This is a genomic window from Halocynthiibacter sp. (genome assembly GCF_049608145.1).
GTDB lineage: Bacteria > Pseudomonadota > Alphaproteobacteria > Rhodobacterales > Rhodobacteraceae > Halocynthiibacter.
Window position 1 is genome coordinate 15,421 of record NZ_JBMYXF010000040.1, and the last position, 14,130, is coordinate 29,550.

Genomic DNA, 14,130 nt, shown 5'->3' on the forward strand with positions numbered 1-14,130 from the left:
TCGGAAATAACCATCCGCAAAGGATGGACCATCAGGAAGAGGTAAAAATGAAAAAATCAGTATTTCTTGGCGCGCTGACCATTGCTGGCATCGCTGCCGGCGGTTCTTATGCTGGCACGCTTGATGACGTAAAAGCACGCGGCAAACTGAACTGTGGTGTGACCACAGGTCTCGTTGGCTTCGCAGCACCTGACGCAAACGGTGAATGGGAAGGCTTTGATGTTGGCGTATGTCGCGCTGTTGCAGCTGCTGTTCTCGGCGATGCCACTGCTGTTGAATTCGTTCCAACCACCGGTAAAACACGCTTTACTGCGCTGGCTTCTGGTGAAATCGACATGCTGGCACGTAACACCACATGGACATTCTCCCGTGACGTTGACCTGAAATTCGAATTCGTAGGTGTAAACTACTACGATGGTCAGGGCTTTATGGTTCCTTCCAACCTTGGCGTGACTTCCGCTAAAGATCTGGACGGCGCGACTGTTTGTATCCAAACTGGTACAACAACTGAGCTGAACCTCGCGGATTTCTTCCGTGCAAACAGCATCTCATATGAGCCAGTGCCAATCGAAACCAACGCAGAAGCACAACAGCAGTACCTTGCTGGCGCTTGTGACGTGTACACAACTGACGCATCCGGTCTGGCTGCGACACGTGCGACTTTCGAAGCACCAGGCGATCACGTTCTGCTGCCAGAAATCATCTCCAAAGAGCCACTAGGCCCACTTGTTCGCCACGGCGACAACGAATGGGGCGATGTTGTTCGCTGGACACTGAACGCACTGATCACAGCTGAAGAGCTGGGTGTGACATCTGCAAACATCGCTGAGATGGCTGCTGGTTCTAACAACCCAGAAATCAACCGTCTGCTGGGCACCGAAGGTTCCCTGGGCGAAATGCTGGGTCTGTCTGCTGACTGGGGCAAGAATGCTCTGGAAGCTGGCGGCAACTACGCAGAACTGTTCGAGCGTAACATCGGTGAGAACACACCAATCGCTCTGTCCCGCGGCCTGAACGCACAGTGGACAGACGGCGGCCTGCTGTACTCCCCACCCTTCCGCTAAACATTCCGGAAAAGGGCGCGGTTTTCCCGCGCCCTTTTTCTTTCAAACGACCAACAACAACCCTGGGATGAATGAGCGCCATAAGGCGCCGCCAATAAAACCCAGGACAACAGGGAAAATGTCTTCATGACGGTAATGACCGACCCCCCAAAGGAGTCGTTCCGACTGTCCATGCTGATTTACGATACGCGCTACAGATCAATTACCATTCAGGTCGTTGCTTTGTTAGGGTTCGCGGCGTTCTTCGGCTGGCTGATCTGGAACACATCCAATAACCTCGCTGCATTGGGCAAAGAGCCCAGCTTTCGTTTCCTTTGGGAACCAGCAGGTTACGATATCAACCAACGTTTACTCGACTATAACTCGCAAAGCCCTCATATTCGTGCGGCTGTCATTGGCGTTCTGAACACGCTTGTAATCGCTGTTCTTGGCTGTATCACGGCAACCGTCGTAGGTGTGCTGGTTGGCGTTCTGCGTCTGTCGAAAAACTGGGTCATTTCCCGCTTGATGACGGTTTATGTTGAAACCTTCCGCAATGTGCCGGTCCTGCTTTGGATCGTTCTTGCGATGGCGATCATGATTGAAATCCCACCGGCCCCCAAAGAATTCCGAGGTGATAACGCCACTGCCAGCGTCAGTCTGTTTGGCACCGTGGCTGTGACCAATCGCGGTGTATATGTTCCTGATCCTAACTTTGGAGCAGATCGTTTTGATGACGATGGGCAACGCCTTGAGACACCTTCTGGCTGGCGTGTTGGCCTTGGCGACGTAGATGTTTACGTCGGTGCCGACAATCCGAATGCGCCAGAGGCATCATCGCGACGCCCAATTCGTCGTATGATCACGTTTCTGACGATTGCTGCAGCTGCGCTGTCGGCGATGTTTGCGCCGCAGCTTATGGCGGGCAAGATGAACGGTGGGGCGGGCAGTTCTGCTTCGGCGGCTGGCTTTATTCGCATTGGTGGCGTTGCAGCCCTTGTTGCAGCATTGTGCTGGTACTTCCGGGTCGGAATCGCGCAGGAAACTGGTGGCGTCAGTGCTGGGACATTCCAGGTGAGCCTTGATTTCATTGCCGTCGTTGTGCTGTTGGCCGTGACACTTGCCATTTCAAGCGCAATCAAAAATCGCGCTGATGACATCCAAGAAAAAACCGGTGACCGACCTACGGTTTGGTATATCCGTTTGGCTGTTGTGGTTCTTCCAATGGCGATTTTGCTTTGGGCGCTTGGTCTGTACTTTACCTATCCGGAACTGAAGGGCTTTAACTTCAAGGGCGGTTTGCATCTGCGGAACTCTCTGATTGCGCTTTGGTTGGCATTGTCGCTGTATACAGCGGCTTTCATCGCGGAAATCGTGCGTTCTGGCATCATGGCGATCTCAAAAGGTCAGTCTGAAGCTGCAAACGCATTGGGCCTCAGCGCTGGTCGCACCATGAGCCTTGTGGTTCTGCCGCAGGCCCTGCGCGTGATCATTCCACCGATGATTTCCAACTACCTGAACCTGACGAAAAACTCATCTCTCGCGATTGCGGTGGGTTACTTCGATATCACGGGCACCCTGATGGGTGTGACGTTGAACCAAACAGGTCGTGAGCTGGAAACAGTTCTGTTGGGCATGCTCATCTATCTGTCCATCTCATTGGCTATTTCGATGGCGATGAACTGGTACAATGAATCCGTTAAGTTGAAGGAGCGCTAAGATGAGTGATATTTCTTTCGTTCGCACAGACATGCTTCCTGAACAGGAGCCACCCGCAACGTCGGTTGGGTTCGTTGCTTGGGCGCGTGCAAATCTGTTTAGTTCTCCGTTGAACACTGTCTTGTCATTGCTGTCGATTGCGGCTGTGTTGATGGTGCTTAAACTTGTTTTGCCTTGGGCGTTCATGTCGTCATGGAATGCAAATTCCCTGACGGAATGTCGTGAGCAAATCGCGGCAGCCTATGGTGAACATCATGAGGGCGCGTGTTGGGCCGTGATCAGAGACCGCTGGGTTCAATTGACCTTTGGTTTCTATCCACCTTACCCAATTGATGGCACCGCACATCTTGGGGCACCACCCGAAGGGGCATGGCCTGCTTACTTCCGCCCGATCGCCACATTTGTGTTGATCTTGGTGGCTGTTGCGCCGGTTCTGTTTGATAAATTGCCACGCAAAATGTTGATCATCACAGCGGTCTTCCCGTTCTTGATGCCTTGGATGATGTGGGGCGGTACCTTCTGGAACCCTGTTGGTGCAATGCTTGGCTTCGGAATCGGGTATTTGGCCTATCGCCTTATTGCACCGGTGGCGGGCAGCTTGGCTGGAACCATCGCAGCGGCGCTTTTGCCGATTATCTGGTGGCTGTTCCTACTGGGTGGTTTCGCATCAATCATGCAAAGCATCATTGCGCTAGACATCCCAGTGGTCCAAAGCCGTAAATTCGGTGGCTTTGCTGTGTCGATCTTTATCGGGGTTGTGGCGATTGTTGGATCTTTGCCTTTGGGCATCGTTCTGGCGCTTGGTCGTCAGTCTGATTTGTTGATCGTAAAAGCACTTTGCGTTGGGTTCATTGAATTCATCCGTGGTGTGCCTTTGATCACCTTGCTGTTTGTTGCGTCCACGCTGTTGAACATCTTCCTGCCACCCGGCACGGAATTTGACATCATCTTGCGTGTTTTGATCATGGTGACCCTGTTCGCCGCAGCCTACATGGCTGAGGTTGTGCGCGGTGGTTTGGCAGCTTTGCCACGTGGTCAATATGAAGCCGCAGACGCATTGGGTCTGGATTACTGGAAGGCACAACGCCTGATCATCATGCCACAGGCACTGAAGATCTCTATTCCGGGTATCGTGTCGACCTTCATTGGTATCTTTAAGGATACCACGCTTGTGTCGATCATCGCGATCCTTGATCCACTTGGCCTAACAGCCGGTATTCGAGCGAACGCACAATGGAACGGCATTTACTGGGAACTGTTCGCGTTTATCGCGTTTGTGTTCTTCATCTTCTGCTTCTCCATGTCCCGTTACTCCATGTATCTCGAGCGCAAGCTCAAGACATCCCATTAAGAAGGAGTTCAAATAATGTCTGAACTTGCTACTGAACGTGAAATCGACCGCTCGAAGATGCATGTAAGCTCTGAAGTCGCTATTCAAATCAACAACATGAACAAATGGTATGGTGCCTTTCACGTGCTGCGTGACATCAACCTGACGGTGAATGAAGGGGAGCGTATCGTTATTGCGGGGCCGTCTGGTTCCGGGAAATCGACCTTGATCCGTTGTATCAACCGTCTGGAAGAGCACCAACAGGGTGACATCATCGTTGATGGCACTGAACTGACCTCAGATCTGAAAAACATCGACAAAGTCCGTCGCGAAGTGGGTATGTGTTTCCAGCACTTTAACCTGTTTCCGCATCTGACCATTCTGGAAAACTGTACGCTGGCACCGATCTGGGTTCGCAAGACACCCCGGAAAGAAGCCGAAGAAATCGCGATGCATTTCCTCGAGAAGGTGAAAATTCCCGAGCAGGCTGACAAATACCCCGGTCAGCTTTCTGGTGGTCAGCAACAGCGTGTGGCGATTGCGCGTTCGCTTTGCATGAAACCTCGGATCATGTTGTTTGATGAACCAACATCCGCGCTTGACCCTGAGATGATCAAAGAGGTGCTCGACACTATGATCGAACTCGCGGAAGAGGGCATGACCATGCTTTGCGTAACCCACGAGATGGGCTTTGCCCGTCAGGTTGCCAACCGCGTGATCTTCATGGACCAAGGGCAAATCGTTGAACAAAACGAACCAGAAGAGTTCTTTAATAACCCGAAATCTGACCGAACAAAATTGTTCCTCAGCCAGATCCTGGGCCACTAAGACCCCTCACATAGCCAAAGAAAACCCCGGTCCATGTGGCCGGGGTTTTTGTTTGGCCTGTCCGCTGTAGGGAAGGAATGCATTCTGTGATTCTTGAAACTGGCATTTTAGAAAGGCCTTGGACGGCTCCCTGCTCCATTTATCCGTGCTGAATTTGGATAGGCTACCACAAGAAGTGGAAAGTGAGCGAGGTCACTTCATTGAGCGGGTTTAAAATCTTATAAATGTTGGTGGATGTATCAAGTGAAGAAATGTATTTTTCTATATATTTGCTGGCCCCGGTGTGCCGGGACCAGCTGTGTTAAATCAGTCGATATCTTCTGGCAGGACCAAGTTCAGAACCACGGCCATTAGCGCGGTTGGCGCAACGGCTGATGTGGCAAGAACCTTCAGAACACCCGGCAGATATTGCACGGCGGTTGGCACAAGGTTCAGACCCAGTCCCGCAGCCAGTGAAATCGCGATGATGATCATGTTGCGACGGTTCATGTTGACCTCGGTCAGCACGTTCAGGCCCGCAGAGGCCACCATGCCGAACATCACAATCACGCCGCCACCCAGAACGGGCAGAGGCATAGATGCGATGACCGCGCCGATTTTTGGCAGCAGACCACAGAGGATCAGGAAGATCGCGCCGATGGTTACAACATGGCGGCTCATGACGCCGGTCATGCCAACGATGCCAACGTTCTGGCTGAAGGATGTGTTTGGCAGTCCGCCAAAGACAGATGCCACAGCAGTGCCCAAGCCATCCGCATAGGTCGCGCCTGCGATTTCTTCATCCGTTGCGTCGCGGCCAGCACCGGCTTTGGTGGTGGCTGACGCATCGCCCACGGTTTCAATTGCGGACACGACGGAAATCAGCGTAACAGCAACGACGGCGCCAAGGTTGAATTCAAACCCATAAGGCATGACGTGGATGGATGTGATCCAGTCGGCACCCGCGACTTTGTCAAAGCTGACCATGCCCAGCATATAGGCCAAGATGTAGGAAACGATCATGCCGATTAGAATAGCAGCGTTGGAAATCGTGCCTTTGGTCCAGAACTTTAGGCCAAGGGCGACGACAACCACTGTCAGGGCAACGGACCAGTGTTTCATGGAACCAAAGCTTTCCGCTTCCATCTGAAACGGAGCAGCACCGCCAGCGGCGTATTTGATTGCCACAGGGATCAGATACAGACCAATCGCCAGAATGACGAGGCCGGTGACCAGAGGCGGGAACAGGAAACGCAGGTGCTGAATGACAGACCCCAACGCAAAGTGAATGATGCCACCGATCAGACAGGCGGTCAGCGCAACACCCAGGCCCTGGGTTGCGGCGATACCGGCGAGCACGCCAACAAATGCAAAGCTTGTGCCTTGCATGATTGGAAGGCGCGCACCAATTGGGCCGACGCCCACAGTTTGAAACAGGGTTGCGATGCCTGCAAATAACATGGCCATCTGGATCAGATAGACCTGTTCTGCACCACCAAATGCAAGGCCCGCAGCCCCTGCAACAATGATGGATGGGGTTACGTTGGATGCAAACATTGCCAGTACGTGTTGCAGGCCCAGCGGAATCGCTGTGGCCAGTGGTGGCGTGTTATTCGGATCGCGCATGGCGTCCGTTGTCATATCAGTCATTGGTTTCTCCTCCCGTTTGACTGTCCCTCGATGGTCTTTTCAGACCAGCGTTTAAGGCCGTTAGAACGGCTCTTATTCTGGTTTGACGACTGTCCAGGCCGTTTCAAACCAGTATTCTTCAAGATTGTCGGCGGCATCCCCGTCCGTCGCAATCCGGTCTATTACCGCAAACAGGCCTGGAGCGTGTAAAGGTGTCAGAACCCCATGCCAAGTGTTGCGGTGAAAATTGATCGCTTGGCCCGGATCCGTCAGAAAAGCGCGAGGCAGGCCCGGTTTGCCGCTATCATCCGGTGCAACGATCACCAGAAACCCATGCTCGGTCATCGGCACAAATGCCTGACAGCCCAAAGGATGGCGTTCCATCATATCCAGCGTATAGGGCAGGGCGCGGGGGGTGGCGTTAAACAGGCTGACGCCCATGCGGCCCCCGTCAAAATCCAGATGTGCTTTGTCATGATAGCGGCCACACATGCCCTGATTGATCATCACATCGGGATCGCCTTCGATCTGCATGAGATCCCCAAACGGGGCAAAGGCTTCGCGTGTCATAGGTTGGGTCTGCAGGGTACGGGTCACAGGGCGCTCTCCAATGTATCAGAGAGGCGGTACCAAGCGATGCGCTCTACCTGTTTGCACGCTTCCGCAAATTCTGTGTCACTGTCGTTGTTAATCCGGCGTTCAAATGCAGCCATGATCGAGGCTTTGTCGTTATCACGCACAGCGATGATGAAGGGAAAGCCATGTTTGGCAACATAATCGGTGTTCTGGCGGGTGAAGGTTTCGCGTTCCTGGTCCGTCAACATATCAAGCCCGGCGCTGGCCTGTTCCGACGTGCTTTCTTCTGTCAGGCGCCCCGCAGCAGCGAGTTTGCCTGCAAGATCCGGGTGGGCATTCAGCACGCCAAGGCGGGCGTCATGATCAGCGGCACGGAAGGCGCGACACAGCAGGCTGTGAACGCCTTCAAGGCAATCATGCGCCGGACCTTTTTCTAGTTCATGGGCGTTTTCGGCAACCCAAGCAGAGTGTTCAAAGATGCCGCCATAGGCCGTGACAAATGCGTCGCGCGACATTTGCGATGGTCGGGCCCATTGCGCAGGCGCTGGGTGATGTTCCTGCCAGTGACGGGCAATGTCGATGCGGCGCGGGAACCAGACATCTTCGTGCGACATGGCGTATTCAATAAAATCGCGTAGGGCCTCAACCCGGCCTGGACGACCCAGCAGGCGACAGTGAATGCCGATCGACATCATCTTGGCTTTGCCGCCTTCGCCTTCGCGATACAGCGCATCAAAGCTGTCGCGTAGATAACTGAAGAACTGATCGCCGGAATTGAAGCCTTGCGGTGTAGCGAACCGCATATCGTTGGCATCTAGCGTGTAAGGAATGATCAACTGATCACGACCATTGTGGTGACGCCAGTGCGGCAGATCATCATCATAGGTGTCGGAGATATAATCAAACCCGCCTTCATCCGTAACGATGTCTACGGTGTTGACCGAACAGCGACCTGTGTACCACCCGGTGGGGCGTTCACCGGTAATTTCGGTATGCAGTTTGATCGCAGCTTCCATGTCGGCGCGTTCGGTTTCTACGTTGGCGTCTTTATATTCGATCCACTTCAGACCGTGACTGGCGATTTCCCAGTCGGATGCTTGCATGGCAGCAACTTGCGCAGGTGATCGGGCAAGGGCCGTGGCAACACCATAGACGGTAGGCCGGATCTGCATTTCATTGAACAGACGGTGCAGACGCCAAAAACCGGATCGCGCGCCATATTCATATATTGATTCCATGTTCCAGTGTCGTTGACCGTACCATTGTGCGGCGCCGACAATCTCGGATAGAAAAGCTTCGGATGCCTCATCCCCATGCAGGATACAATTTTCCCCGCCTTCTTCGTAGTTAACGACGAATTGCACAGCAATTTTTGCGCCGCCCGGCCATTTTGGATCGGGGGCATTGGCGCCATAGCCAAGCATGTCACGCGGATAGTTCTGCACGATATTTCCTTATCACCGGTTTGTTATTTTCATGTTAGCTTAAAATAAAGCCAGTGGCCTTCAAAATTTGCCTTAAACTGTTTTCATGTGGCGCCGCTTTCCCGAAGGGAAAAATGCAGGCAAAACGATACAAAATAAGGGAGAGGCGAAATGGCTGGCTGGTTAAGCACACATGTTCTGGATACGGCAAAGGGCTGCCCTGCTGAGGGGATCAGAATTGAGCTGTACAAAGTGACGGGCAATTCCCACAAAAAGATCGCCGAAAGCGTGACCAATGCGGATGGTCGTACTGACAGTCCGATCCTGCCGGAAGATAGATTTCAGACAGGCACCTACGAGTTGATCTTTTTTGCAGGTGATTATCTGCGTGCCACAGGGCAGGTGAATGAGGAAATCTTGTTCCTTGATCAGGTGCCTATCCGTTTTGGTATGAATGAAGACAGCCACTATCATGTGCCGCTTTTGCTGTCGCCGTATGGCTGTTCCACTTATCGTGGCAGCTAATCCCTGTTATGCGGCCATCAGGCCCCGGGCATAGGTCACAAGGATCAGACGGAATTCGTCTTCGAAAGATGTGAAAGAATGTCCCAGGCCTGCTTCTTGAGAGGCCTGGAGCGTATCTTCATTTCGATTGGTCACGGGCCAAAGACCTGCCAGAATGACATAAGCTGTGCGAATAAAGTGCACGGCTTGCATAGGATCTGACACGATATCCAGTTCCACCAGGATCTGGCACCATTCTTCCAACTGTCTGGCGGTTTCTTTTTTGATCGCGATAATTGGTTCCGGGGCGATATTTTGTTCCAGATTGGTGGCCATTTCGCTGACAAGTCTGCAAAACATAGGCTTAGCAACGCAGAGACTGACATATCGATCAGCCGCTTCAACGATGTTTTTACAGCCTGCCATATGGTTTCGCATATCCTGGGCCATCAATGCTGCTTCGCCCATTAGAAGCCAGGCCAGAATTTCTTCTTTGCTGCGGAAATAGCGATAGAAGGCGGATTTGGTGATGCCGGCTTTTGCCGCAATACCTGCAAGCGTCAGGGCATCAAGGCCATCTTTCAACGCAACCTGACGGGCGGCAATCAGGATTTGCTTACGACGCTCTGTTTTCTGAGCGGAGTTACGGGCGCGGATGAATTTGTCGGTCATTCAGATTTTTGACATATCTGGGGGTGACTCGCAAAGGGGGGAAATAGCTAAATGTGATTTACTTATCTCGGGCTTTTCAGACCTTGTCCAATCGTGGCTATAGCATAGTGTCGAAACACTGACTGAATGACATTTTCTATCTCTCCGAATATCTCGGGAAGATCCAATAGGTATTCTAGGCTTAAGTGTCGCGGGAACTGTCTTGGTTTTCCTGAAATAGGGCCTTCACCCGTTCGGCCATAAAATCAATGAAAAGGCGGGATTTCGGATCTTGGTGGCGTCGGTGGGCATATAGCAGACCCAGTTGCACTGGCAGGGGTGGGGTTTCGGTGGCCACCGGAACTAGGCGTCCTTCTGCCAAATGATGGGCGACTTCAAAATGAGGTTTCAGAACGATGCCCTGGCCTTCCAGGGCCCAGTTCGTCAGGACATCCCCGTCGTCTGTTTCAAATGGGCCGGAGATTGCGTATCGTTTTGTTCCTTCGGGTGTTTGCAACTGCCATTGAAATTCGGTGGCTCCGGGGAAACGAAGGATCAGACAGTCATGTTTCTGGCCTACCAGTTCGGCACCATTTGTGGGCAATCCTCGGGCGCGAATGTAATCGGGTGATGCGCAAAGCAAACGTTCACAATCCGCAATCTTGCGGATCTTCAGGTTGCTGTCTTCTGGCGTACCTAAGAAAAATGCAACGTCTAGGCCTTCCTGTGTCACATCAATCCGGCGATCTGACAGGCGTAGGCGCACATCCACAAGGGGGTATTCTTTCTTAAACGCTGGCAACAAAGGCGCGATATAACGCCGGCCCACACCTAAAGGGGCGGCAATATACAGAGTGCCGCGGGGATTGCTGGTGACATCGGAAATTGCAGCTTCGGCATCTTCTACGGCTTCGATCACGCGCTGGGCACCTTCATAGAAGATCTGCCCTTGTTCCGTTGCATTCAGAGACCGGGTTGTGCGTTGAAACAACCGTACGTTCAGATGATTTTCCAGTTGGGAAATTCGGGAAGATGCCACCGCAGGTGAAATACGTTGATCCCGGGCCGCCGCAGACATGGAACCAAGTTCATACACACGGACAAACGTACGGATGTTTTCAAAATAGGACATGGTGGCCTTCTTTTGTTTTGCTTTACCTGTGATTTTATCACAGAATTTGAAACTGTCTGGAAATTTCGCAAATGGCAAGATAAAACCGGATGTGGCATACCTACGGGACCAACACAGAGGGAGACCCCAATGCAGGATCTGGCGATAATGTTTGACTGGCTCGGCTTTGCCGTACGCTGGTTGCATGTGATTACGGCGATGGCCTGGATCGGGGCGTCGTTCTATTTTATCGCGCTGGATCTTGGGTTGCGCAAAGCACCCGACCTGCCCGCAGGTGCATTTGGCGAGGAATGGGAAGTGCATGGTGGTGGCTTCTATCACACGGTGAAATATATGGTTGCACCGGAAGCCATGCCAGAACACCTGACTTGGCATAAATGGCAAAGCTACACGACCTGGCTGTCGGGCGCAGCCCTATTGATGATCGTGTATTGGGCTGGCGCAGAACTTTATCTGATTGATCTCAGCAAAATGGAACTGACACAGTTTCAGGCCATTCTGGTGTCTGCTGGGTCTCTGACACTTGGTTGGCTGATCTATGACTTTTTGTGCAAATCAAAGCTGGGTGAAACGCCAACCCTGCTGATGGTGCTGCTGTTCCTGATCCTTGTTGCGATGGCCTGGGGGTACAATCAGATCTTTACCGGACGGGCGGCGCTTTTGCACCTTGGGGCGTTTACGGCAACGATTATGACCGCGAATGTGTTTCTGATCATCATGCCAAACCAACGTATTGTTGTCGGGGATCTGAAAGCCGGGCGTACGCCAGATGCGAAATACGGTAAGATTGCCAAGCTGCGGTCGACCCATAACAACTACCTGACGCTGCCAGTTATCTTCTTGATGCTGAGCAACCATTACCCACTGGCGTTTGCGACGGAATATAATTGGCTGATTGCCAGTCTTGTGTTCCTGCTGGGGGTGACGATCCGACATTATTTCAACTCGATCCACGCGGGAAAAGGCAATCCGACATGGACTTGGCTTGTTTCTGTTCTGATCTTCATTCTGATTATGTGGATCTCGACTGCGCCCCTGCGTCAGGACAGTTATGAGGACTCACAGGCACGCGACCTGACCCCGACAGAACAGGTTTTTGCCGCCGCAGAAGGGTTTGACGATGCTGCCAATATCGTTGCCGGGCGCTGTTCCATGTGCCATGCGCGCGAACCGTTCTGGGATGGGATCCATCGTGCACCAAAAAACCTGTTGCTGGAAACCCGTGCTGACATCGCCCGCGCCGCGAAACAGGTGTACCTGCAGGCGGGTGTAACCCATGCAATGCCACCTGCGAATGTCACGGCTATGGACAACGAAGAACGTGCACAAATCCGGGCCTGGTATCGTGCCGCGCGCGAAGAGCTGCCTTTTAGTCTGGCAATGCATTGACGACCAGGGGCCCTCTGCTTGAGGTTTCCCGTCTGCCCTCATAGGGTGCGACCATAACGGGGACCTCATGTGACCAAGCTTTCTGACATTCGGGATACGGGGCTGACGCTGCTGATTGGCGGCGTTTCTGCCGTTATAGCGGATCTGCTGGGCATAGCTGCGCCCTATCTGACGGGGCCTGCACTGATGGTGACATTTGCAGCCCTTGCTGGTCTACGCACCCATGTACCGGATCTGTTGCGTGATTTCTGTATGTTGATCCTGGGGATCGGCATTGGGGCGGGTGTGACGCCCGAGGTTATTCAGGCCGCCGCCGCATGGCCGGTTAGTTTTCTTGCGTTGGTCGCGGTGCTTTTTCTGACGATCAAACTGAACGTCATGTTGTTTTCACGCCTGTTTCGTTTCTCTCGGGCTGAGGCCACAGTGGCGGCTGTTCCGGGATTGTTAAGTTACACAATTGCCATTGCGGAAGATAAGGGCATGAATGTCGCCAGGGTCAGCCTGATACAGACCCTGCGTGTGATGTTGCTGACGCTTCTGGTGCCGCCAGTGATGGGATTGATCCCCAAAGGCGATGCTGCGCCACAAGATACGGTGATTATGGGCTATGCTTGGATCTTGGTTCTGATTGTTGTGGGGCTGGGTGTTGCTTGGCTTTTACGCCGCAAAAACATTCCCGCTGCGGTTTTTCTTGCTGGTTTTGTGGTGTCAGCGATCAGTCACCTGACAGAAACGACACCCGGAACCCTGCCGTCCTGGATTGGATTGTCAGCCTTTGCTGTGATTGGGACATTGATTGGCAGCCGTTTTCAAGGGGTCAGTATGGCAGATCTCAAAGGCGCGATTATTGCCGGGCTTGCCATGACGTTGGTTGCATCCCTTATTGCGCTTGCCGGTGGTGCGGCGGTGGCGATGTTGCTGGGTCTTCCTACCGAAGCGCTGTTCATTTCCTTCGCCCCGGGTGGGCTTGAGGTCATGATTGCGCTTGCCGCACAGATGGGGGTGGACGGCACCTTTGTTGCGGCCCATCACATCGCCCGCCTTCTGATCTTGATGGTTCTGATCCCCGTACTTTTGCGTGGGCTGCAGGCCTGAGATAAGTCAGGCCGTTTTCCCCCCAGGTTTGGTTCGACAGGGCATGTGAAACTGGTTAATCTCTGGTCAGTAATCAATCTGGGAGAGTTATATATGTCTATTCTGAAACGCGGCCTGAAGGGCGCACCGGTTAAACGCCTGCAGGAAAAATTGGGTGTGGATGCGGATGGTGCTTTTGGCCCCGGCACAGAAAAAGCCCTGAAAGAATATCAGGCGGCAAACGGTCTTGCGGCTGATGGCATTGCTGGTCCGGATACATTTGCGAAAATGGGCCTGCCAGAACTGATCCTGCTGCGCGTTGGATCACGTGGTGAGATGGTGAAAAACATGCAACAGTGTCTGGGCATTGATGCGGATGGTCACTTTGGGGCGGGTACAAAGAAATCCGTAGAAGAATTCCAGGCACAACAAGGTGTGGCCGTTGATGGCATGGCTGGACCTGCAACCCTGTCTAAGATGCTGGGCTTGCTGGCGATCTTCACACCTGAGGTGGTTGAGAAAGCCGTTGTTCAGGCGGACGAAGAGCATTTTGACGGCGAAGCCCTGCCTGGTATTGACGGTGGTGATGTTGTTGCCGCAGAAGCTGAACCTGCAGCAGAAACCTCGGTTTGGGGCAAGGTTACCGGCTGGTTCTCTTGATCCGATGATGGATTTGAAAATATAAGAACGCCTGAAGGGGTTCGGGCGCTCTTACTATATTTTGATGTATCGCAGACGGAAATCCGACGCAGTTAACGTTCTTGGGACGTTATGGCGATGAAGGTTTTCGAATTGCCGCGAACGTACCGAATGTTCCCAGCTTTCTGTGAAATATCGGGAGCTTCGCTAATT

General features: G+C 52.9%; 13 protein-coding genes. 8 read left to right on the plus strand and 5 right to left on the minus strand.

Features of this window, described 5'->3' with window-relative positions:
• The first annotated feature begins 47 nt into the window (after positions 1-47).
• The 4 genes from ACPGUT_RS11830 to ACPGUT_RS11845 all read left to right on the plus strand — a co-directional run bounded on the left by ACPGUT_RS11830 (position 48) and on the right by ACPGUT_RS11845 (position 4,920).
• Positions 48-1,064, plus strand: coding sequence for an amino acid ABC transporter substrate-binding protein (locus tag ACPGUT_RS11830; protein ID WP_423991623.1), 1,017 nt, complete (start codon positions 48-50; stop codon positions 1,062-1,064).
• Positions 1,065-1,190: 126 nt separating this feature from the next.
• Positions 1,191-2,762 carry an amino acid ABC transporter permease gene (locus ACPGUT_RS11835; RefSeq protein WP_423991625.1) on the plus strand — a complete coding sequence of 524 codons (1,572 nt, stop codon included), beginning with the start codon at positions 1,191-1,193 and terminating at the stop codon, positions 2,760-2,762.
• Position 2,763: 1 nt separating this feature from the next.
• A complete protein-coding gene (locus tag ACPGUT_RS11840) occupies positions 2,764-4,113 on the plus strand; it encodes an amino acid ABC transporter permease (protein ID WP_423991627.1) in 1,350 nt (449 codons plus the stop codon).
• Between the two features lie 15 nt (positions 4,114-4,128).
• Positions 4,129-4,920 carry an amino acid ABC transporter ATP-binding protein gene (locus ACPGUT_RS11845; RefSeq protein WP_423991629.1) on the plus strand — a complete coding sequence of 264 codons (792 nt, stop codon included), beginning with the start codon at positions 4,129-4,131 and terminating at the stop codon, positions 4,918-4,920.
• A gap of 306 nt (positions 4,921-5,226) precedes the next feature.
• Here the strand turns inward: ACPGUT_RS11845 and ACPGUT_RS11850 are convergent, their stop codons facing one another.
• The 3 genes from ACPGUT_RS11850 to puuE form a co-directional block, all read right to left on the minus strand.
• Positions 5,227-6,549 carry a uracil-xanthine permease family protein gene (locus ACPGUT_RS11850; protein WP_423991631.1) on the minus strand — a complete coding sequence of 441 codons (1,323 nt, stop codon included), beginning with the start codon at positions 6,547-6,549 and terminating at the stop codon, positions 5,227-5,229.
• A gap of 72 nt (positions 6,550-6,621) precedes the next feature.
• Entirely contained in the window at positions 6,622-7,125 is a 504-nt protein-coding gene (locus ACPGUT_RS11855) for an ureidoglycolate lyase (protein ID WP_423991633.1), read from the minus strand.
• Positions 7,122-8,549, minus strand: a complete 1,428-nt coding sequence (puuE, locus tag ACPGUT_RS11860; RefSeq protein WP_423991635.1) for an allantoinase PuuE — start codon at positions 8,547-8,549, stop codon at positions 7,122-7,124. Before puuE ends, ACPGUT_RS11855 begins: the two co-directional genes overlap by 4 nt.
• Before the next feature lie 150 nt (positions 8,550-8,699).
• Between puuE and uraH the strand changes: the two genes are divergently transcribed.
• Entirely contained in the window at positions 8,700-9,053 is a 354-nt protein-coding gene (gene uraH, locus ACPGUT_RS11865; protein WP_423991637.1) for a hydroxyisourate hydrolase, read from the plus strand.
• Between the two features lie 6 nt (positions 9,054-9,059).
• Here the strand turns inward: uraH and ACPGUT_RS11870 are convergent, their stop codons facing one another.
• Both ACPGUT_RS11870 and ACPGUT_RS11875 read right to left on the minus strand, forming a co-directional pair.
• Positions 9,060-9,704 (minus strand): TetR family transcriptional regulator, encoded by a 645-nt coding sequence (locus ACPGUT_RS11870; RefSeq protein ID WP_423991639.1) that lies wholly within the window; start codon positions 9,702-9,704, stop codon positions 9,060-9,062.
• Between the two features lie 181 nt (positions 9,705-9,885).
• Positions 9,886-10,815 carry a LysR family transcriptional regulator gene (locus tag ACPGUT_RS11875; RefSeq protein WP_423991641.1) on the minus strand — a complete coding sequence of 310 codons (930 nt, stop codon included), beginning with the start codon at positions 10,813-10,815 and terminating at the stop codon, positions 9,886-9,888.
• Between the two features lie 129 nt (positions 10,816-10,944).
• Here ACPGUT_RS11875 and ACPGUT_RS11880 point away from each other — a divergent pair, with 129 nt between their 5' ends.
• The 3 genes from ACPGUT_RS11880 to ACPGUT_RS11890 all read left to right on the plus strand — a co-directional run bounded on the left by ACPGUT_RS11880 (position 10,945) and on the right by ACPGUT_RS11890 (position 13,938).
• Complete coding sequence (locus ACPGUT_RS11880; RefSeq protein ID WP_423991643.1) at positions 10,945-12,204, plus strand: urate hydroxylase PuuD; 1,260 nt, start codon at positions 10,945-10,947, stop codon at positions 12,202-12,204.
• A 69-nt stretch (positions 12,205-12,273) separates the two neighbouring features.
• Positions 12,274-13,299 carry an AbrB family transcriptional regulator gene (locus ACPGUT_RS11885; protein WP_423991645.1) on the plus strand — a complete coding sequence of 342 codons (1,026 nt, stop codon included), beginning with the start codon at positions 12,274-12,276 and terminating at the stop codon, positions 13,297-13,299.
• Positions 13,300-13,392: 93 nt separating this feature from the next.
• Complete coding sequence (locus ACPGUT_RS11890) at positions 13,393-13,938, plus strand: peptidoglycan-binding domain-containing protein (protein WP_423991647.1); 546 nt, start codon at positions 13,393-13,395, stop codon at positions 13,936-13,938.
• Positions 13,939-14,130 lie beyond the last annotated feature (192 nt).

Bases quoted from the DNA above. Each gene is read 5' to 3' on its own strand.
- ACPGUT_RS11835 (WP_423991625.1), top strand. From the start codon at position 1,191: ATGACGGTAATGACCGACCCCCCAAAGGAGTCGTTCCGACTGTCCATG.
- ACPGUT_RS11850 (WP_423991631.1), bottom strand. From the start codon at position 6,549: ATGACTGATATGACAACGGACGCCATGCGCGATCCGAATAACACGCCA.
- ACPGUT_RS11845 (WP_423991629.1), top strand. From the start codon at position 4,129: ATGTCTGAACTTGCTACTGAACGTGAAATCGACCGCTCGAAGATGCAT.
- ACPGUT_RS11875 (WP_423991641.1), bottom strand. From the start codon at position 10,815: ATGTCCTATTTTGAAAACATCCGTACGTTTGTCCGTGTGTATGAACTT.
- ACPGUT_RS11840 (WP_423991627.1), top strand. From the start codon at position 2,764: ATGAGTGATATTTCTTTCGTTCGCACAGACATGCTTCCTGAACAGGAG.
- ACPGUT_RS11890 (WP_423991647.1), top strand. From the start codon at position 13,393: ATGTCTATTCTGAAACGCGGCCTGAAGGGCGCACCGGTTAAACGCCTG.
- uraH (WP_423991637.1), top strand. From the start codon at position 8,700: ATGGCTGGCTGGTTAAGCACACATGTTCTGGATACGGCAAAGGGCTGC.
- ACPGUT_RS11870 (WP_423991639.1), bottom strand. From the start codon at position 9,704: ATGACCGACAAATTCATCCGCGCCCGTAACTCCGCTCAGAAAACAGAG.
- ACPGUT_RS11880 (WP_423991643.1), top strand. From the start codon at position 10,945: ATGCAGGATCTGGCGATAATGTTTGACTGGCTCGGCTTTGCCGTACGC.
- ACPGUT_RS11830 (WP_423991623.1), top strand. From the start codon at position 48: ATGAAAAAATCAGTATTTCTTGGCGCGCTGACCATTGCTGGCATCGCT.